The sequence below is a fragment of the Stenotrophomonas sp. 1278 genome (assembly GCF_029892765.1).
In the GTDB taxonomy this organism is placed as follows: domain Bacteria; phylum Pseudomonadota; class Gammaproteobacteria; order Xanthomonadales; family Xanthomonadaceae; genus Stenotrophomonas; species Stenotrophomonas indicatrix.
This window is the reverse complement of sequence record NZ_JARXWD010000003.1, coordinates 47802-65263: the sequence shown is the minus strand read 5'-3', so window position 1 is coordinate 65263 and position 17462 is coordinate 47802. Positions and strand designations below refer to the sequence as shown.

Genomic DNA, 17462 nt, shown 5'->3' with positions numbered 1-17462 from the left:
TGCATGACAGTTGCAGATGAAATCGTTCAGTTGGGAGTTGCGGCGAACGGCGCAGCCCCTCGTGGCTGGTGTACCAACAGCAAAAGCCGCGCTTGGCCGGGGGAGATGGGGTCGCGGGGGACGCCGTTAATCCGTCCCTGGAGGCTTGGCCGCGTCTTGCTCGTGTGCGCTGTCCTGCGCACACGGCAAGACCGGGGTTGGGCGTCCTGCCCAACCCGCCCGAGGCATGCCTCGGGCCCATGCCGCGGACACCCCCGCGCCCCCATCTCCCCCGGCCTTGGACAATTTCCGTGCGCGTCCAGCCACGTAGAGAGAAAAGAAGAGCAGAAGCGGGTCGCTGCGCTCGGTGGAGCGGTTGTCTCAGCGCTGGGTGGCCAGGTGGTGGGCGACCAGGGCGTTTGCGTGGCCATGGCCCAGCCCGTGCTCGGATTTCAGGAAGCTGACCAGTTCCATGTGCTTCAGCCCCGGCCGTTTGGCCAGCAGGCCCAGCCAATGCGTCACCGGCTGCCCGTAGGTCTTTTCGATGGAAGGAAAATAGGACGCCGGGCCCTTGGGTTTGCTGTCGGTGCTCATGTGCTGCTCCCTGTTGTTTGGAAAGTACCCATTCGACGAACCACGGAACCACAAATCGACGTGGCGCATTAACCGAACAACCCCGGCAGCACCGGGCACGCATCCACGCATGGCGCGGATCTACGTGTCGACCAAGGTCGACACCCACCAAGAGCAGGCCATGCCGCTCCACAGGAAGCCCGCTGTTGCTGTTGCTCCGGCTGTTGCTGTTGCGGTTGCCGGCCCGCGGCCGGCACTACCGCGGGCGCCGGGCGCAGCCCGGCCGTATCATCCCCTCATGCCGCGTGAAAACCTCAACGACCTGCAAGCCTTCGTCCATGTCGCCCGCGAAGGCAGCTTCACCAAGGCCGCTGCCCAGCTTGGCGTCTCCCAGTCCGCCCTCAGTCACGCCATGCGCGGGCTGGAAGAGCGACTGGGCGTGCGCCTGCTGACCCGCACCACCCGCAGCGTCGCCACCACCGAGGCCGGTGCCCGCCTGCTGGAAACCCTGGCCCCGCGCCTGGCAGAGATCGAAGACGAACTGGCCGCGCTGGCCGAGTACCGCGAGCGCCCAGCAGGCACCATCCGCATCAACGCCACCGGCCACGCCGCCGAATACCTGGCCTGGCCCAGGCTGGCACCGCTGCTGCAGCAGTACCCGGACCTGAAGGTCGAGCTGACCACCGATTACGGCCTGGCCGACATCGTCGCCGAGCGCTACGACATCGGCATCCGTCTCGGTGAGCGCCTGGCACGCGACATGGTGGCGCTGCCGATCAGTCCGCCGCTGCGCATGCGCGTGGTGGGGGCACCGTCGTACTTCCGCCAGCACGTGGCGCCGGTGCATCCGCATGATCTGGCCGCGCACAACTGCATCACCCTGCGCCTGCCCACCCATGGCGGCCTGATGCCGTGGGATTTCGGTCAGGACGGCCACGAACTGAGCATCCGCGTCTCCGGCCAATGGACCTTCAACACCATGGGCATGACGCGGGCTGCGGCGCTGGCCGGCAGCGGACTGGCCTGGCTGCCCGAAGACCAGGTGCAGGCGGCCCTGCTGGAAGGCCGCCTGCAATCAACACTGGATGACTGGTGCCCGCACTTCGATGGCTACTACGCGTATTACCCGTCACGCCGGCATGTCACCGTGGCGATGCGTACGGTGCTTGATGCGCTGCGCGGGCCGATGGTGGGGTGAGGCGTGCGGACCAACGGTCCGCACCCAGCACAGGACCAGAGTCCGCACCCACCACAGATCGAAAGACCGCGCCCACCAAAGATCGAAAGACCACACCCAGCACAGGACGAGAGTCCGCACACACTGCGATCAGCCCTTGGCCTGCGCTGCGCGCTGCGCGTTGTAGCGCTCGCCGACGATGGCGATCTCCTGCAGCGTCTGCGCGATGCGCTCCAGCTCGGCGGGAGACAGCTGCAGGTCGGCGGCGGCGAGGTTCTCTTCCAGGCGATGGATCCTGGTCGTCCCCGGAATCGGCACGATCCACGGTGCCTGCGCCAGCAGCCAGGCCAGCGCGACCTGTGCCGGGGTGGCGCCCCGCGCCGCCGCGATCGTGGTGATGCGGTCAACCAGCGCTTGATTGGCGCGACGCGCTTCCACTTCGAAGCGTGGCACGGTGTTGCGGAAATCGTTGTCGGCGAAGGTGGTGTCGGCGTTGATCGCGCCAGTCAGGAAGCCGCGACCGAGCGGGCTGAACGGCACGAAGCCGATGCCGAGTTCCTGCAGCGCCGGTAGCAGTTCGCGTTCCGGTTCGCGCCACCACAGCGAGTACTCGCTCTGCACTGCGGCCACCGGTTGCACGGCATGCGCGCGACGCACCGTGGCGGCACTGGCTTCGGACAAACCGAAGTGGCGCACCTTGCCCTCGGCGATCAGGTCACGCACGGTGCCGGCCACATCCTCGATCGGCACGTTCGGATCCACGCGGTGCTGGTAGAACAGGTCGATGTAGTCGGTGCGCAGGCGCTTGAGGCTGGCTTCGGCCACGGCCCGGATGTTCTCCGGACGACTGTCCAGGCCGGTGTCGACCTGTGCGTCCTTGAAGCCGAACTTGGTGGCGATCACCAGCTTGTCGCGGTGCGGTGCCAGCGCCCTGCCGATCAGGTCTTCGTTGGTATACGGTCCGTAGACTTCGGCGGTGTCGAAGAAGGTCACGCCGCGCTCGACCGCGGCGTGCAGCAGGGCGATGCCCTGGCTCTGCTCGACGGCAGGACCGTAGCCGTGGCTCAGGCCCATGCAGCCCAGGCCCAGGGCGGAGACTTTCAGGCCGCTGCGGCCGAGTTCACGTGTCTGCATCGTCGTGCTCCAGTAGGGGAGCGATGACGATACGCCTGCAGGGGCAGCGGATTGAACGGCCTGGATGGCAGTCGGTCATGACTGGATCTCATGAATGCCGTCCTGCCATCCATCGCACTGCCGCCGGCAGCGGCACCTTCGTTACCGGACCTCTGAAATCTCCACGCCATCCAGCCCCTGCGACAGGGTGCGGGCATCGCCGCCCTGGCTGAGCTTGATGCGCAGGCGCACTTCGTTCTGCGAATCGGCGTAGCGCAGTGCGTCCTCGTAGCTGATCTCACCGGCCTGGTACAGCTCGAACAGGCTCTGGTCGAAGGTCTTCATGCCCAGCTGGACCGATTCCTTCATCAGCTCCTTCAGCTTGTGGATCTCGCCGTCGCGGATGTAGTCCTGCACCAGCGGCGTGCCCAGCAGGATCTCCATCGCCACCTTGCGCGAACGGCCATCCGGCGAAGGAATCAACTGCTGCGCGACCACGCCCTTGAGGTTCAGCGACAGATCCATCAACAGCTGGTTGCGGCGATCTTCCGGGAAGAAGTTGACGATGCGGTCCATCGCCTGGTTGGCGTTGTTGGCGTGCAGCGTGCACAGCACCAGGTGACCGGTTTCAGCGAAGGCGATGGCGTGGTCCATGCCCTCGCGGGTACGCACCTCGCCGATCATGATCACATCCGGCGCCTGGCGCAGGGTGTTCTTCAGCGCGGCTTCCCAGCTGTCGGTATCGATGCCGACTTCGCGCTGGGTGATGATGCAGCCCTCGTGCTTGTGCACGAATTCGATCGGATCTTCGATGGTGATGATGTGCCCGGTCGAATTCTGGTTGCGGTAACCGATCATCGCTGCCAGCGAGGTTGATTTACCGGTACCGGTAGCGCCGACGAACAGGATGATGCCGCGCTTGGTCATCGCCAGCGTCTTGATGATCGGCGGCAGGCTCAGCTCTTCCACGGTGGGAATGCGCGTCTCGATGCGACGCAGCACCATGCCGACCTGGTTGCGCTGGTAGAAGCAGCTCACGCGGAAGCGGCCGACGCCGGACAGGCCGATGGCGAAGTTGCATTCGTGGGTCTTTTCGAATTCCTCGCGCTGCGCCGGCGTCATCACGTTCAGCACCAGGTCGCGGCTCTGCTGCGGCGTCAGTGGCGTCTGGGTGATCGGCGAAATCTTGCCGTTGACCTTGATCGCCGGCGGCATGCCGGCAGTGATGAACAGGTCCGAGGCGCGCTGGTGCGCCATCAGTTTGAGGAACGAGGTGAAATCGATGGTGGTCGCGGTGGTGTTCACGGCGGGCTCCCAATGGGGCATGTACCAGGAATCGGTCGGTGGAGGAAACAGCGCGGGGCCGGCGACGTATTCGCGCGCCCTGCCCCGCCATTGCCTCGCCTTACTCGAACAGACGCTTGTCCTTGGCGTATTCGCGGGCCTGGTTGCGGGTGATCAGGCTGCGTTTGACCAGGTCCTGCAGGTGCTGGTCCAGGGTCATCATGCCGTACTGCTGGCCGGTCTGGATGGCCGAATACATCTGCGCCACCTTGTCCTCGCGGATCAGGTTGCGGATGGCCGGGGTGCCCACCATGATTTCCCACGCAGCGGTACGACCGCCACCGACCTTCTTCAGCAGCGCCTGCGAAATGACCGCGCGCAGCGATTCGGACAGCATCGAGCGCACCATCGGCTTCTCGCCGGCCGGGAACACGTCGATGATGCGGTCGATGGTCTTGGCCGCCGAACTGGTGTGCAGGGTGCCGAACACCAGGTGGCCGGTTTCCGCGGCGGTCAGCGCCAGGCGGATGGTTTCCAGGTCACGCAGTTCGCCGACCAGGATGATGTCCGGGTCCTCACGCAGTGCCGAACGCAGCGCTTCGTTGAAGCCGTGCGTATCGCGGTGCACTTCGCGCTGGTTGATCAGGCACTTCTGCGAGGTGTGCACGAATTCGATCGGATCCTCGACGGTGAGGATATGGCCGTATTCGTTCTTGTTGATGTAGTCGATCATCGCCGCCAGCGTGGTCGACTTGCCCGAACCGGTCGGGCCGGTCACCAGGATCAGGCCCTGCGGCTGCTGGATCACCTCGCGGAACAGCGGCGGGCAGGCCAGGTCTTCCAGGGTCAGCACTTCGGACGGAATGGTACGGAACACCGCACCGGCGCCACGGTTCTGGTTGAACGCATTGACACGGAAGCGCGCCAGCGACGGGATCTCGAAGGAGAAATCGACTTCGAGGAATTCCTCGTAATCGCGGCGCTGCTTGTCGGACATGATGTCGTACACCAGCGCGTGGACCTGCTTGTGGTCCAGGGCTGGAATGTTGATCCGGCGAACATCACCGTCCACGCGGATCATCGGCGGCAGGCCTGCGGACAGATGCAGGTCGGACGCTTTGTTCTTTACGGAAAACGCCAACAGCTCGGCGATATCCATGAGCGGCTACTCCCCAATAACGGCTTCGACTGGAAGGATCTTTCCCCGGGCGGCAGTATAGCCTCCTGATTGAACGGAACGCGTTACGTGGCCACTCCCCTGCCCCAGATCCTGAGCAACCTGCACAACGCCGCCGCTGCCGCCGGGCGGCCACCGCCGCGCCTGCTGGCGGTGTCCAAGACCCAGCCGGCCGAGGCCGTGGCTGCGCTTGCCGCGCAGGGCCAGACCGCGTTCGGCGAAAACTACGTGCAGGAAGCGCTGGCCAAGATGCAGGAACTGCAGCCGCTGGGCCTGGAATGGCACCTGATCGGCCACCTGCAGTCGAACAAGGCCGAACCGGTGGCCACGCACTTCGACTGGGTGCAGAGCGTGGACCGGCCCAAGCTGGTCGCCGCGCTGGCCCGCTACCGCCCCGCTGAACGCGGCCCGCTGAACGTACTCATCCAGGTCAACATCGATGACGAGTCGAGCAAGCACGGCTGCGCGCCGGACGACGTGGACGCGCTGGCGGCAACCATCGCCGCCGAGCCGAACCTGCGCCTGCGCGGCCTGATGGCGATTCCTGCGCCGTGGCCCGACGTCGAGCGCCGGCGCGACGCGTTCGTGCGCATGCGCACACTTTTCGAGGCGCTGGCTGCCGGTCATCCCCAGGTGGACACCCTGTCGATGGGCATGAGCAGCGACTACGCTGAAGCGATCGCCGAAGGTGCCACCCTGGTGCGCATCGGTACCGCCCTGTTCGGCGCACGTCCGCGCCCGGCCTGATTCCAAGGAGATTCCCATGGCAGCTGATTCCATCACCTTCATCGGCGGCGGCAACATGGCCCGCAGCCTGATTGCCGGCCTGATCCGGCAGGGCGTGCCGGCCGGGCACATCCACGTGGCCGAACCGGTGGCCGAACTGCGCGAAAAACTGGCTGCCGATTTTGGCGTGCAGACCCACGACAACGCGGCCGCTGCGGCGGCGCAGGGCAACACGTGGCTGCTGGCGGTGAAACCGCAGGTGCTGCGCGAGGTCTGCCAGTCACTGCAGGTGTTGGCGCAGGCACAGGAGCCGTTGGTGATCTCGATCGCCGCCGGCATCACCAGCCCGCAGCTGCAGCGCTGGTTGGGTGGCACGCTGCCGGTGGTGCGCGCGATGCCCAACACCCCGGCCCTGCTCGGCGCCGGGGTCACCGGCCTGTATGCCACGCCAGCGGTGGATGCGCAGCAGCATGCGCAGGCCGAACGCGTGCTGGCCAGCGCGGGACGCACGGTGTGGATCGACGACGAAGCGCAGATGGATTCGGTCACCGCCGTATCCGGCAGTGGCCCGGCCTATGTGTTCCTGCTGGCCGAAGCAATGGAAGCGGCCGGCATCGCACAAGGCCTGCCTGCAGAAGCGGCGCGCACGCTGGTGGTGCAGACACTGCTGGGCGCCTCGCGCATGCTGGACGAAGCCGGTGAAAGCCCAGCCGAACTGCGGCGCCGGGTGACCTCACCCAACGGCACCACCCAGGCGGCGATCGAAAGCTTCCAGGCAGGTGGGTTTGAAGCGTTGGTGGAAAAGGCACTGCGTGCCGCGCAGGTGCGTGGGCAGGAACTGTCTGCCGCCAATGATTGAAACAAGTGTGCCGACCAACGGTCGGCACCCACCGCCATCCACGCATGCGTGGATCTACGTGCCCAGCCTGGCCATGACGAAATCAACGAAACACTGCAGCCGCGGTCGGGGGCGACGGTCGGGCAGGTAGATCAGGTGCATCGGCCGTGGCTCGGGCAGATAGTCGCGCAGCAGTGGCTTCAATCGTCCCGCTGCGATTTCACCGGCAAGCAGCGCGGTCGGCTGCAGCACCAGGCCTGCGCCCGCCACGGCTGCTTCGCGGAGCGCGTAACCGTCATTGCTGGTCAACCGCGCTTCCCAATCGACCTGTTCGCCATTGGCCAGCTGCCAACCGTGACCGCCGCGCCAGGCCAGGTGGCTCAGGCAATCATGTCCTTCAAGATCGGCGGGCGTGCGCGGCGTACCACGGCGGCGCAGGTACGACGGTGATGCACACAGACTCATCGCATACGGCGGCAGCGGCCGCGCCACCAGTTCCTGCGACGGCAGCGGACCGACGCGGATGGCTGCATCGAAGCCATCCTCGATCAGGTCGATGCGGCGATTGCTCAGGTCCAGCTCGATGTTCAGCAGCGGCTGTGCCCGCAGCAGATCGCTCAACACGGGAGACAGCACGCAGCTGCCCCAGGTGGTCGGCGCACTGACCCGCAACAGCCCACGTGGCTGCACCTGCAGCCCGGCCACGTCCGCCTCGGCCTGCTGCACCTGTTCCAGCACCTGCCGGCAACCGGCCAGGTAGGCAGTGCCGGCTTCGGTCAGGCGTTGGCGACGGGTGTTCCGCTGCAGCAGCGCGGCGCCCAGGTGCGCTTCCAGCTGCTGGATGTACTTGCCGACCATCACCGCCGACACCTGCAGGTGGCTGGCGGCGGCGGAAAAACTACCGTGCTCGGCCACGGCGACGAAGGCCTGCATGCAGCGCAATGTATCCATTGCAAACCCATGGTTAGGAATATGCGAATCATACGCCACTTACCAAACCAACCGGTGACGGCGCAGACTGCGTCCATCCCCTCTCGCAAGGAGCTGTCATGAAGATTCTTCTCGTCGGTGCCAGCGGCACCCTCGGCCAGGCGGTGGCCCGCCACCTGGGCCAGCAGCACGACATCCTCGCTGCCGGCCGCCACAGCGGCAGCCTGCGCGTGGACCTCACCGACGACGCCAGCGTGCGCGAGCTGTTCGCGCAGACCGGCCCGGTCGATGCGGTGATCTCCACCACCGGCAAGCTGCATTTCGGCCCGTTGCAGCAGATGACACCCGAACAGTTCAACGTCGGCCTGCAGGACAAGCTGCTCGGCCAGGTGCGTCTTGCACTGGCCGCGCAGCACCATCTCAACGCTGGCGGCTCGATCACCCTGACCAGCGGCATCGTCAGCGCGCAGCCGATCCGCGATGGCGCCAACGCCACCGCCGTCAACCATGCGCTCGAAGGTTTCGTGCGGGCGGCGGCGCTGGAACTGCTGCCGCGCGGGCTGCGCATCAACGTGGTCAGCGCGAACGTGCTGGTGGAATCGATGGAAGCGTACGGCCCCTACTTCCCCGGCTTCGAAGCGGTGACCGCACAGCGCGCGGCGCTGGCCTTCCAGCGCGCGGTGGAAGGCATCCAGAGCGGCGAAACCATCACCGTCTGGTAACGAGCGTGCCGACCAAGGTCGGCACCCACCAGCACGGTCAGCCCCAGCGCATCGGGCCGTCGCCGCGCTCGCCGAGCACGTCATCCGGGTTGGCCAGGCGGCAACGCTTCAGTGACAGGCAACCGCAGCCGATGCAGCCGGTCAGCTCGTCGCGCAGCAGCTGCAGCATGTGGATGCGTTCCTCCAGCTCCACCTGCCAGCGTGCCGACAGCTTGGCCCAGTCGGCCTTGGTCGGCGCCCTCCCCTGCGGCAGGCTCTCGAACGCACGTGCCACTGCTTCCAGCGGCATGCCCACGCGTTGGGCCACACGGATCACCGCCAACCGGCGCAGTACGTCGCGGGCGTAGCGGCGCTGGTTACCCGACGTGCGCAGGCTGCTGATCAACCCCTTGCGCTCGTAGAAATGCAGCGCAGAGACGGCCACGCCGCTGCGACGGGCGACATCGCCGACGCTCATGTCCTGTGCCAGCATCGATTGACCTCAACTTTGGTTGAGGTGGCATGCTGCTACCATCGCCGCCAGATGACAAGCGCGGCCCGTCCGCCCCCGCAGGAACCCGATGCCCTCCCCCGCTGCCACGGCCGATCCGGTCGATTCCTCCATCCTGTCCGCGCGCTACCGCGCCACCACCCTGGGCATGGTCGCCCTGGTCTCCCTGCATGCCTTCGAGGCACTGGCGGTGGCCGCAGCAATGCCGACCGTGGCCGAGGCCCTGGACGGCCTGCGCCTGTATGCGTTGGCCTTCGGCGGCACCTTGGCCACCAGCGTGATCGGCATGACCCTGGCCGGCCGCTGGGCCGACCGCCACGGCCCCGCACGCCCGCTATGGTGGGGCCTGGCCTGCTTCGTGCTGGGCCTGCTGCTGGCGGGCTTCGCCCTGCGCATGGGCATGCTGGTGGCCGGACGCCTGCTGCAGGGCCTGGGCGCAGGCGCCATTTCGGTGTCGCTGTATGTGATGGTCGGCCGGACCTATCCCGAGCATCTGCGGCCGAAGGTCTTCGCCGCGTTCTCTGCCGGTTGGGTGGTGCCGTCGATGATCGGCCCGGCGCTGAGCGGTGTGATCGTGCAGCATCTTGGCTGGCGCTGGGTGTTCCTGGCGGTGCCGCTGCTGGCGATACCGGCCGGCCTGCTGCTGCGACCGGCACTGGCGCGCATGCAGGCTGCAGCCACGGATGTTGCCGATGATGGCCGCGGCAACATCGTGCGCTGGGCCAGCGGCGCCTCCCTGGCTGCCCTGCTGCTGTATCTGGGCGGGCAACAACAGGGCGTACCGGCACTGCTGTGCATCGGCGTGGCGATGCTGGCGCTGCTGTTCTGCGTGCATCGCCTGTTGCCCGCCGGCACCCTGCGCCTGCGCCGCGGCCTGCCCAGCGTGATCGCATTGCGTGGTGTGGCCGCTGCCGCGTTCTTCGCCTGCGAGGCCTACCTGCCCCTGCTGCTGCAGCGCGAGCGTGGGCTGTCACCCAGTTGGGCCGGTGCCGTGCTGAGCCTGGGCGCGCTGGGCTGGTTCACCGGCTCGTGGCTGCAGGGTCACCAGCAGCGCGGCTGGTCGCGGCAGCAACTGCTGCGCGTGGGCACGCCGCTGATGACCGTGGGCATCGCCGCGACGCTGGCGGTGCTGTTCACTGCGGTGCCACTGCCGGTCGCACTGGTCGGCTGGACGCTGACCGGCTTCGGCATGGGCATGATCTACGCCAGCCTGTCGGTACTGACGTTGTCGTTGTCACCGCCGCACGAGCAGGGCGCGAACACCTCGGCCCTGCAGTTGAGCGAAGCATTGTCGGTGACCACCGCACTGGCGGTATCCGGCGCGCTGTTCGCACTGTTCGTGGAAAGCGCCCCGCATACCGGTTACGTACTGTGCCTGGCCATCACCCTGGGCCTGGCGGTGTTCGCCACGGTGATCGCACGGCGGGTGTAGACGCCCCGGATAGCGGACGTTGCCGGCCAACGGCCGGCACTACCGCGGTGTCCCGTTATGGCCGCGCCACCGCACCCACTTCATCGATGTCCTGGTGCAGGATGCGGCGCACTTCCAGCACCGCCTGCGGCGTCTCCTGCACGCTGTGGCCGGAGATGATCACCTTCTCCGACAGCGCGCCCGGCAGGTGCGAACTCCAGTACGGCACCAGCCCATCGTCGGACTTTTCCACAGGCAGTTCCGGTTTGCGCTGGGCGATGATCGAGTGGTATTTCAGGCCCGGCGTGATCGGCAGCTGCGCAGCGGCTTTCACGAACGGGTCGCTGGCCTTGAGGTTGTCGATGCTGTTGGGAATCTTCGGCTTGGCCGTGCCATCCGCCTGCTGCTCGGCCTGTGCCAGTGCCAGGAACACATCCTCGAACTTGCCGAGGATGGTCAGCGGCAGGCGCACCAGGCGGCCGATCAGGCGGCCGACCTTGTTGCCGGCGATGTCCGTGCCCTGGTGCGGGGCGGCGATGAAGATCGCACGCTCCACGTTCGGTTCGGCCTTGAAGTGCAGCAACGGACCCAGCTTGGACTGCACCCGCTTCAGGCGTTCGCCCTTCAGGTTGTAGTTGGCGAGCAGATCATTCCACAGCACATCGCCGGAATCGCTGACCAGCAAGCGCGCCAGCACGCCACCCATGCTGTGGCCGATGTAGACCATGTCCTTCGAGGCGCGCGTGCTGCTGTTGGGGTCGAAGTGCTGCAACGTGTCGTTGAATGCGTTGGCGATCTCGTAGCGGTTCAGCGCGATCGGCGCATTGGTCGGGTAGTACACCTGCCAGACCTGGAACTGCTGGCGCAGTTCGGGGTCACCCATGATCTCGTTGGCCAGGTTCACCCACGCTTCCGGGCTGCTGCCCAGGCCATGCAGCATGAAGATGATGCGGCGGTTCGGGTCCCACGGCTGCATCAGGTAGATGTGCGGCTCGCCGATGCCCTCGCTCATGCCGAACAAGGTACGCAGCGACTGCGTGGCGAACCCGCTCTGCGCCAGCCACAGACCGTAGGCGGCGGTGAAGTTGCCCGCCAGCGGCACCTCTTCGCCATGCAGGGTGATGCGCTCGGTGGCCTCGGGCGAATAGCCATCCAGCAGCACCTGGCGGGTGCGCATCACGTCTTCCAGCGTGTTGCCTTCAAAACGCAGCAATGCCGTGACGTTGATCGAGGACATCTCGCTGTACTCGGGCACCGAATCATCGTGCTGGTGGCGGCGTCCGCGGCGGACGCCCTCCTCCTGCTCGTCCTTGGTGGCCTGCGCCTGTGCCGTTTCGGCCTTGGCCCCTTCCGCGGCGACGGCAGGCACCACCAGCTTCGGCGGGTCCATCACCATCACCAGCTCGGCGCCGAAACCATCGCGGCGATAGGTGCTGCGCATGCCGACGAAGCTGACGGTACCCGCCGGCACCAGCTGCTTGGGGATGCTCTTCAATGAAAGGCGCTGGAAATCGGAAGCCAGCGTCCAGCTGCCCGCCGACACCGGCTTGGTGTAGTCCTCGCCGGCCAATGCCGCGGCACGGGCACGCGCGAACAACACCACGGCGGCCTTCTCGGCAGCATAGTTGTAGTAATCGCGTACCTGCGTCTGCCGATCCTCGAACGCGCGATCGGAGGGCGAGCGCCCGCTGTAGAACAGATAGGCATAGCCATAGCGCGCCGCCTCCAGCCACGCATCCAACGCTGCATCGCTCATCGGCGGTTCGTTGGCCGCCTGCTTCTTCGGCGTCAATGCCAGAGCGGCCTTCACCCACAGCTCGGACAGCGTCGACAACCGCTGCTCGACGTTGAGGTCATCGGTCATCAACAGCGTGCTGCGGCAGACCAGGAAGTCCTTCTCGCACTGTGATTCGTCCAGCCCGGCCGCACTCAGTGTCTCGCGCGAGGCGGGGCTGAGCTTGCCGGTGTTGAGCACATCGGCGCGCTTGTTGACCAGGTAATCGCTGGACGCCACCTGCTTGACGGTGACCATCGCGCAGCCGCTGCCGCCCAGCAGCAGGAAAGCAGCCAACAACGCCGGCAGCGCGCGCTGCCAGCGGAACAGGAACATCGGGGTCATTGCTGCGGGTCCTGCTCGGTGCCAGGGATGCCCTGGCGGATCACGGTGGAGAAATCATCGTCGGGTGCCATCTTCAGCGCGCGCTCGGTGATGCGGCCCTTGGCATGCAGTTCGGCGTACGGCACGCCAGGCGTGAGCGCGCCCACCTCCTGCGCGTACTCGGCCAGGTAGCCCGAGGCCAGCAACCGGTAGTCCAGCGGCAGGCGCGGGGCGATATGCCGCGCCAGGTCGAAGACGATCGTGGTGCAGTTGCTGGCCAGCGTGTTGTAGAAGCCGGGCGTGGCATCAAGCTGGCGTGCCTGGTCGATGTAGGCAGCAAACAGGGTCTTGAGCTGGTTGCGGTCCATGCCGTGCAGGCGGTACAGGTAGACATCCTCGCCGCGCGCGTTGGTGCGGGTGCGGATGATGTCGGTTTCTTCGGACGCGACCAGCGTCATCTCGAACTTGCGGAAGAAGCCGCCCAGTGCGGAGAACGATTCACCACGCTCCTTGCGGATTTCCAGCGAGAACACCAGATGGCGCCCGTCCTCGAATCCGAACGAGACCAGGGTGTGGGCGATCGCCGGGCCCATCCAGTACGACAGCACCAGGTCGGCCGAACGCAGCTGGTCCAGGTCGTAGCTGCGGCGCACCCAGCGCGCGTCGTAGTCGGTCTCGGTGCGCCAGGTGAAATCGCGCACGTTGTCCAGCACCACGTGGCGGCCATCGAAGGATTCCACGTGCAGGCGCTGCGCCACGTCATCGGCCCAGTCGCGGTCCTGGCGCGGGGCCAGCAGCAGCCACCACAGCCCCGCCAGCGCCAGAGCGCCGGCAAAGGCCGCCCACAGCCGGCGCGTGCCACGGCCGCGCGCCACCTGCCAGGCCGCCCAGGCGGCGGCCAGCAGCCACAGCATCGCCGCGGTCACGCCCAGCCAGCCTGGCCCGGGCATCTGGTAGGTCAGCAGACCGGCCACCCACAGCGCCAGCAGCACCATCACACATCCTGTCATCCATCGTCCTGCGGCTTTCACTGGCATCCTGTCGGGGTCCCGGGGCGGCATAGTTAGCCACAAGCCGCCTCACGGCGACATCTACGACGGTTCAGGCTGGCGCCGGCGGGCGCATACTGGCGTCCACCAAGGGTATACAGGGAGCGAGGATGGGCATTACCACCGTGGCCGGCGTCGCCGTGCAGGCGCAGCACCGGGCCAGCTGTCATTGCGGCACCGTCGAGCTGCTGCTGGACCTGCCCGAGGGCATCGTCGACCCGCGCCGCTGCGACTGTTCGATGTGCCGGCGCCGCGGCGCCATCGCCGCCAGCGTGGCCGAAGACGGGCTGCATATCGTGCGTGGCCAGGCCCATCTGCGCCTGTACCAGTTCAACACCCACGTGGCCGAGCACTACTTCTGCGACGTCTGTGGCATCTACACGCACCACCGCCGCCGCTCCAACCCGGACCAGTACGGCTACAACGTGGCCTGCCTGGAAGGCATCGATCCGTTCGCGCTGGGAACGATTCCGGTCAATGACGGGGTGAACCACCCCGCCGACCGCACCGGTTAGTGGCGGCTGCGCCGGGGCGGCGGCGCGACCTTCTGCCACGGGGCCATGCTGGCCCGGCCGACGCGCAACGGACGCTTCAACGGCGTTCGACGCGCGGGCAGGTCCGCTGCAGGCGGCAGCGTCGCGGCGGGCAGCGCAGGGCGTGAGGGCCAGAGTCGGTCAAGCAACCACATGGCAGGTCTCCGTGGGGACGGGGACGATCAACCCTACCGATGCCCGGGCCAAGACCGGGTGATGGCGTTGCGGCAGGAAGGTGACAGCCGACGCCCCTGCCCTCAGTGCACCGGCCGCGCCCTGCCCACCCGCCGTACCAGCACGAAGAACAGCGGCACCAGCACCACCGCCAGCACCGTTCCGGAGAGCATGCCGCCGATCACGCTCATGCCGATTTCACGCCGGCTGACCGCGCCGGCGCCGGTGGCCAACGCCAGCGGGATGACGCCTGCCACGAAGGCCAGCGAGGTCATCACGATCGGCCGCAGGCGCAGGCGCGCGCCCTGCAGTGCCGCTTCCACCGCTGAACTGCCGGCGCGGTAGCGTGCTTCGGCGAACTCCACGATCAGGATCGCGTTCTTTGCCGACAATCCAATCGTGGTCAGCAATCCCACCTGGAAGTAGATGTCATTGACGAAGCCCGCAGCCGTGGTCGCCAGCACCGTACCGATCACGCCCAGCGGAATCACCAGCACCACCGCTACCGGCACCGTCCAGCTCTCGTAGAGCGCGGCCAGGCACAGGAAGATGAAGGCAATCGAAGCGGCGTACAGGTACAGCGTCTGGTTGCTGGCCAGTTGTTCCTGATAGGACAGCCCGCTCCATTGCAGATCGAACCCGGGTTGATCGGCCACCAGCGCCTGCATGCGCTGCATCGCTTCACCCGAGCTGCGCCCCTCGGCCGCGCTGCCCTGGATCTGCATCGCCGGCAGGCCGTTGAAGCGCTGCTGAAGCTGCGGCCCACGCGCCCAGTGGCTGCTGGCAAAGCTGGCGAACGAGGCCATCTGACCGTTGCCACCGCGCACGTACCACTGGCCGATGTCGTCGGGCACGCTGCGGTAAGGCTGGTCGCCCTGCATGTAGACACGCTTGACCCGGCCGCGATCCAGGAAATCATTGATGTAGCTGCCACCCCAGGCCGCAGACAGCGTGGAATTGATGTCGGCCTGTGCCAGGCCCAGCGCGCTGGCCTGGGCGTGGTCGATGTCCAGCCGCAGCTCGGCCTTGTCGCCCAGCCCGTTCAATCGCACGGAGGTCAGTCCGTCGTCTTCGCCGGCCGCGCGTACCACCTGCTCCTGCGCGGCCTGCAACGCCACGCGTCCGGCCGCGCTGGTGTCCTGCAGCCACAGTTCGAAACCGCTGGACTGCCCGAGGCCGCGCACTGCCGGCGGCGCCAGCACGTTGACCTTGGCATCGGGCAGTTTGCGGAAATAGGCATTGGCGCGCGCGATGATCGCCGCTGCGGTGTTGTCGCCCTTGCGCTCGTCCCAGGGCTTGAGTGCCAGGAAGCCCTGCCCCGCATTCTGGCCGGTACCGGCGTTGTTGCGACCGACCACCACGAACACCACGTCCAGGTTCTGCTTCTCGTGCTCCATGAAGTAACGGCTGATCTGCTCGCCCAGCGCCTCGGTGCGCGCCATCGGCGTGCCTTCCGGCGTGGAGAACTGGAAGGTCACCTGGCCCTGGTCCTCCACCGGCAGGAAGCCGGTGGGCATGCGTGCGTACAAGGCAATCATGGCGATCACCAGCAGCAGGTAGAACGCCATCCAGCGCCGCGGACGTGACACCACGCCACCGAGCTTGCCCTGGTAGGCCGACTGGCTGCGTTCGACGCCACGGTTGAACGCGGCGAAGAAGCGCCCCGGTGGCTTCTGCGCCGACGAGGGCTTGAGCAGGGTCGCGCACAGTGCTGGTGTCAGGGTCAGCGCGACCAGCGCCGACAACGCCATGGCCGATGCAATCGTGATCGAGAACTGCCGGTAGATGATGCCGGTGGAACCGCCGAACAGCGCCATCGGCAGGAACACCGCACCGAGCACCACGGTGATGCCGATCAGCGCACCGGTGATCTCGCCCATCGACTTCTCGGTTGCCTCGCGTGGCGGCAGATGCTCTTCGTGGATGATGCGTTCCACGTTCTCCACCACCACGATCGCGTCATCGACCAGCAGGCCGATGGCCAGCACCATCGCAAACAGCGTCAGGGTGTTGATGGTGAAACCGGCCACCGCAAGGACGCCGAAGGTACCCAGCAGCACCACCGGCACCGTGATCGCAGGAATCAGGGTGGCGCGCAGGTTCTGCAGGAACAGGAACATCACCACCACGACCAGTACGATCGCCTCGATCAGGGTGTGGATGACCCCTTCGATGGAGACCCGTACGAACGGCGTGCTGTCGCGTGGATAGGCCACCTGCAGCCCGGGCGGGAACGTAGGCCGCAGCCGTTCAAGCTCCGCGCGTACTGCATCGGCAGTGGCCAGCGCGTTGGCGCCGGAGGCCAGGGTCACCGAGAAACCCGCAGCCGGATAGCCGTTGAGGAAGCTGCTGGTCTGGTAATTCTCCGCGCCGATCTCGACCCGCGCCACGTCGCCCAGGTGCACCGCCGCGCCGCTGGGCAGCGTGCGCAGGATGATCGCGCGGAACTGTTCCGGAGTCTGCAGGCGCGACTGCGCGGTGACGGTGGCATTGAGGCTCTGCGTCGCACTGGACGGCAACGCCCCCAGCTCGCCGGCAGTGACCTGGGTGTTCTGTGCCTGGATCGCGCTGCGCACATCCGACGGCATCAGGTCGTAGGCACGCAGCTTGTGCGGATCCAGCCACACCCGCATCGCATAGGCCGAACCGAACACATTGATCTCGCCGACGCCGGCAATGCGGCTGATCGGGTCCTGCACGTTGCTGACCAGGAAATCGGAAACGTCCACCCGCTCCATGCGCCGGCTGGTGTCGTACAGCGAAACCACCATCAGCGAGTCGCCCTGCGACTTGGCCACGGTCACGCCCTGCTGCTGCACTTCCTGCGGCAGGCGGTTGATGGCCTGGTTGACGCTGTTCTGCACCTGTACCTGGGCGATATCGGGGTTGGCGCTCTGGTCGAAGGTGACCGTGATCCGCGCCTGTCCCGAAGACGAACTGGTGGAGGAAAAATACAGCAGGTGGTCGATGCCCTTGATCTGCTGTTCGATCACCTGGGTGACGCTGTCTTCCACCGTCTGTGCAGACGCGCCGGTGTAGTTGGCGGTGATGTTGACCTGCGGCGGTGCGATGTCCGGATACTGCTCGACCGGCAGCTGGGTCACCGCAATCGTGCCGAACGCCATGATGCAGATCGCCAGTACCCAGGCGAATACAGGGCGGTGGATGAAGAAGCGCGGCAGCATGCG

Annotated in this window: 15 protein-coding genes; 6 read left to right on the top strand and 9 right to left on the bottom strand. The window is 66.7% G+C overall.

Annotated elements, in window-relative coordinates; all coding sequences use genetic code 11:
• Positions 1-360 precede the first annotated feature (360 nt).
• Positions 361-573: a DUF4287 domain-containing protein gene (locus M2299_RS04215; protein ID WP_025874036.1), complete on the bottom strand. Its 213-nt coding sequence runs from the start codon at positions 571-573 to the stop codon at positions 361-363.
• Positions 574-850: 277 nt separating this feature from the next.
• Between M2299_RS04215 and M2299_RS04210 the strand changes: the two genes are divergently transcribed.
• Positions 851-1750 (top strand): LysR family transcriptional regulator, encoded by a 900-nt coding sequence (locus M2299_RS04210; protein ID WP_025874037.1) that lies wholly within the window; start codon positions 851-853, stop codon positions 1748-1750.
• 129 nt (positions 1751-1879) lie between these two features.
• On the opposite strand, the gene M2299_RS04205 is transcribed toward M2299_RS04210, so the two are convergent.
• The 3 genes from M2299_RS04205 to M2299_RS04195 form a co-directional block, all read right to left on the bottom strand.
• Positions 1880-2863 carry an aldo/keto reductase gene (locus M2299_RS04205; RefSeq protein ID WP_280883936.1) on the bottom strand — a complete coding sequence of 328 codons (984 nt, stop codon included), beginning with the start codon at positions 2861-2863 and terminating at the stop codon, positions 1880-1882.
• Positions 2864-3004: 141 nt separating this feature from the next.
• Positions 3005-4168, bottom strand: coding sequence for a PilT/PilU family type 4a pilus ATPase (locus tag M2299_RS04200; protein WP_049467229.1), 1164 nt, complete (start codon positions 4166-4168; stop codon positions 3005-3007).
• 79 nt (positions 4169-4247) lie between these two features.
• The gene (locus tag M2299_RS04195) at positions 4248-5285 is read right to left on the bottom strand and encodes a type IV pilus twitching motility protein PilT (protein ID WP_004147099.1); all 1038 of its coding nucleotides are present in this window, start codon (positions 5283-5285) and stop codon (positions 4248-4250) included.
• Between the two features lie 87 nt (positions 5286-5372).
• Here M2299_RS04195 and M2299_RS04190 point away from each other — a divergent pair, with 87 nt between their 5' ends.
• The gene (locus M2299_RS04190; protein WP_280883935.1) at positions 5373-6050 is read left to right on the top strand and encodes a YggS family pyridoxal phosphate-dependent enzyme; all 678 of its coding nucleotides are present in this window, start codon (positions 5373-5375) and stop codon (positions 6048-6050) included.
• 16 nt (positions 6051-6066) lie between these two features.
• Positions 6067-6888: a pyrroline-5-carboxylate reductase gene (gene proC, locus M2299_RS04185; RefSeq protein WP_280883934.1), complete on the top strand. Its 822-nt coding sequence runs from the start codon at positions 6067-6069 to the stop codon at positions 6886-6888.
• 54 nt (positions 6889-6942) lie between these two features.
• Here proC and M2299_RS04180 read toward each other — a convergent pair whose 3' ends face one another.
• Positions 6943-7818: a LysR family transcriptional regulator gene (locus M2299_RS04180; protein WP_345782455.1), complete on the bottom strand. Its 876-nt coding sequence runs from the start codon at positions 7816-7818 to the stop codon at positions 6943-6945.
• 98 nt (positions 7819-7916) lie between these two features.
• On the opposite strand from M2299_RS04180, the gene M2299_RS04175 reads away from it, so the two are divergent.
• Positions 7917-8519 carry a short chain dehydrogenase gene (locus M2299_RS04175; RefSeq protein WP_280883932.1) on the top strand — a complete coding sequence of 201 codons (603 nt, stop codon included), beginning with the start codon at positions 7917-7919 and terminating at the stop codon, positions 8517-8519.
• 37 nt (positions 8520-8556) lie between these two features.
• Here the strand turns inward: M2299_RS04175 and soxR are convergent, their stop codons facing one another.
• A complete protein-coding gene (gene soxR, locus M2299_RS04170; RefSeq protein ID WP_032951587.1) occupies positions 8557-8991 on the bottom strand; it encodes a redox-sensitive transcriptional activator SoxR in 435 nt (144 codons plus the stop codon).
• 88 nt (positions 8992-9079) lie between these two features.
• Here soxR and M2299_RS04165 point away from each other — a divergent pair, with 88 nt between their 5' ends.
• Positions 9080-10441 carry an MFS transporter gene (locus tag M2299_RS04165; RefSeq protein WP_180831483.1) on the top strand — a complete coding sequence of 454 codons (1362 nt, stop codon included), beginning with the start codon at positions 9080-9082 and terminating at the stop codon, positions 10439-10441.
• Between the two features lie 55 nt (positions 10442-10496).
• On the opposite strand, the gene M2299_RS04160 is transcribed toward M2299_RS04165, so the two are convergent.
• Together M2299_RS04160 and M2299_RS04155 are read right to left on the bottom strand one after the other, a co-directional pair.
• Positions 10497-12539: an alpha/beta hydrolase gene (locus M2299_RS04160; RefSeq protein ID WP_280883931.1), complete on the bottom strand. Its 2043-nt coding sequence runs from the start codon at positions 12537-12539 to the stop codon at positions 10497-10499.
• Positions 12536-13513 (bottom strand): DUF4105 domain-containing protein, encoded by a 978-nt coding sequence (locus M2299_RS04155; protein WP_280884005.1) that lies wholly within the window; start codon positions 13511-13513, stop codon positions 12536-12538. Before M2299_RS04155 ends, M2299_RS04160 begins: the two co-directional genes overlap by 4 nt.
• A gap of 164 nt (positions 13514-13677) precedes the next feature.
• On the opposite strand from M2299_RS04155, the gene M2299_RS04150 reads away from it, so the two are divergent.
• Complete coding sequence (locus M2299_RS04150; protein WP_032977314.1) at positions 13678-14082, top strand: GFA family protein; 405 nt, start codon at positions 13678-13680, stop codon at positions 14080-14082.
• A gap of 275 nt (positions 14083-14357) precedes the next feature.
• Here the strand turns inward: M2299_RS04150 and M2299_RS04145 are convergent, their stop codons facing one another.
• The gene (locus M2299_RS04145; RefSeq protein WP_025874048.1) at positions 14358-17459 is read right to left on the bottom strand and encodes an efflux RND transporter permease subunit; all 3102 of its coding nucleotides are present in this window, start codon (positions 17457-17459) and stop codon (positions 14358-14360) included.
• Positions 17460-17462 lie beyond the last annotated feature (3 nt).

What these genes read in the sequence shown, in the direction of transcription:
- M2299_RS04215 (WP_025874036.1), bottom strand. Translation starts at nt 573, where the DNA reads ATGAGCACCGACAGCAAACCCAAGGGCCCGGCGTCCTATTTTCCTTCC.
- M2299_RS04210 (WP_025874037.1), top strand. Translation starts at nt 851, where the DNA reads ATGCCGCGTGAAAACCTCAACGACCTGCAAGCCTTCGTCCATGTCGCC.
- M2299_RS04205 (WP_280883936.1), bottom strand. Translation starts at nt 2,863, where the DNA reads ATGCAGACACGTGAACTCGGCCGCAGCGGCCTGAAAGTCTCCGCCCTG.
- M2299_RS04200 (WP_049467229.1), bottom strand. Translation starts at nt 4,168, where the DNA reads ATGCCCCATTGGGAGCCCGCCGTGAACACCACCGCGACCACCATCGAT.
- M2299_RS04195 (WP_004147099.1), bottom strand. Translation starts at nt 5,285, where the DNA reads ATGGATATCGCCGAGCTGTTGGCGTTTTCCGTAAAGAACAAAGCGTCC.
- proC (WP_280883934.1), top strand. Translation starts at nt 6,067, where the DNA reads ATGGCAGCTGATTCCATCACCTTCATCGGCGGCGGCAACATGGCCCGC.
- M2299_RS04180 (WP_345782455.1), bottom strand. Translation starts at nt 7,818, where the DNA reads ATGGATACATTGCGCTGCATGCAGGCCTTCGTCGCCGTGGCCGAGCAC.
- M2299_RS04175 (WP_280883932.1), top strand. Translation starts at nt 7,917, where the DNA reads ATGAAGATTCTTCTCGTCGGTGCCAGCGGCACCCTCGGCCAGGCGGTG.
- soxR (WP_032951587.1), bottom strand. Translation starts at nt 8,991, where the DNA reads ATGCTGGCACAGGACATGAGCGTCGGCGATGTCGCCCGTCGCAGCGGC.
- M2299_RS04165 (WP_180831483.1), top strand. Translation starts at nt 9,080, where the DNA reads ATGCCCTCCCCCGCTGCCACGGCCGATCCGGTCGATTCCTCCATCCTG.
- M2299_RS04160 (WP_280883931.1), bottom strand. Translation starts at nt 12,539, where the DNA reads ATGACCCCGATGTTCCTGTTCCGCTGGCAGCGCGCGCTGCCGGCGTTG.
- M2299_RS04155 (WP_280884005.1), bottom strand. Translation starts at nt 13,513, where the DNA reads ATGGTGCTGCTGGCGCTGTGGGTGGCCGGTCTGCTGACCTACCAGATG.
- M2299_RS04150 (WP_032977314.1), top strand. Translation starts at nt 13,678, where the DNA reads ATGGGCATTACCACCGTGGCCGGCGTCGCCGTGCAGGCGCAGCACCGG.
- M2299_RS04145 (WP_025874048.1), bottom strand. Translation starts at nt 17,459, where the DNA reads ATGCTGCCGCGCTTCTTCATCCACCGCCCTGTATTCGCCTGGGTACTG.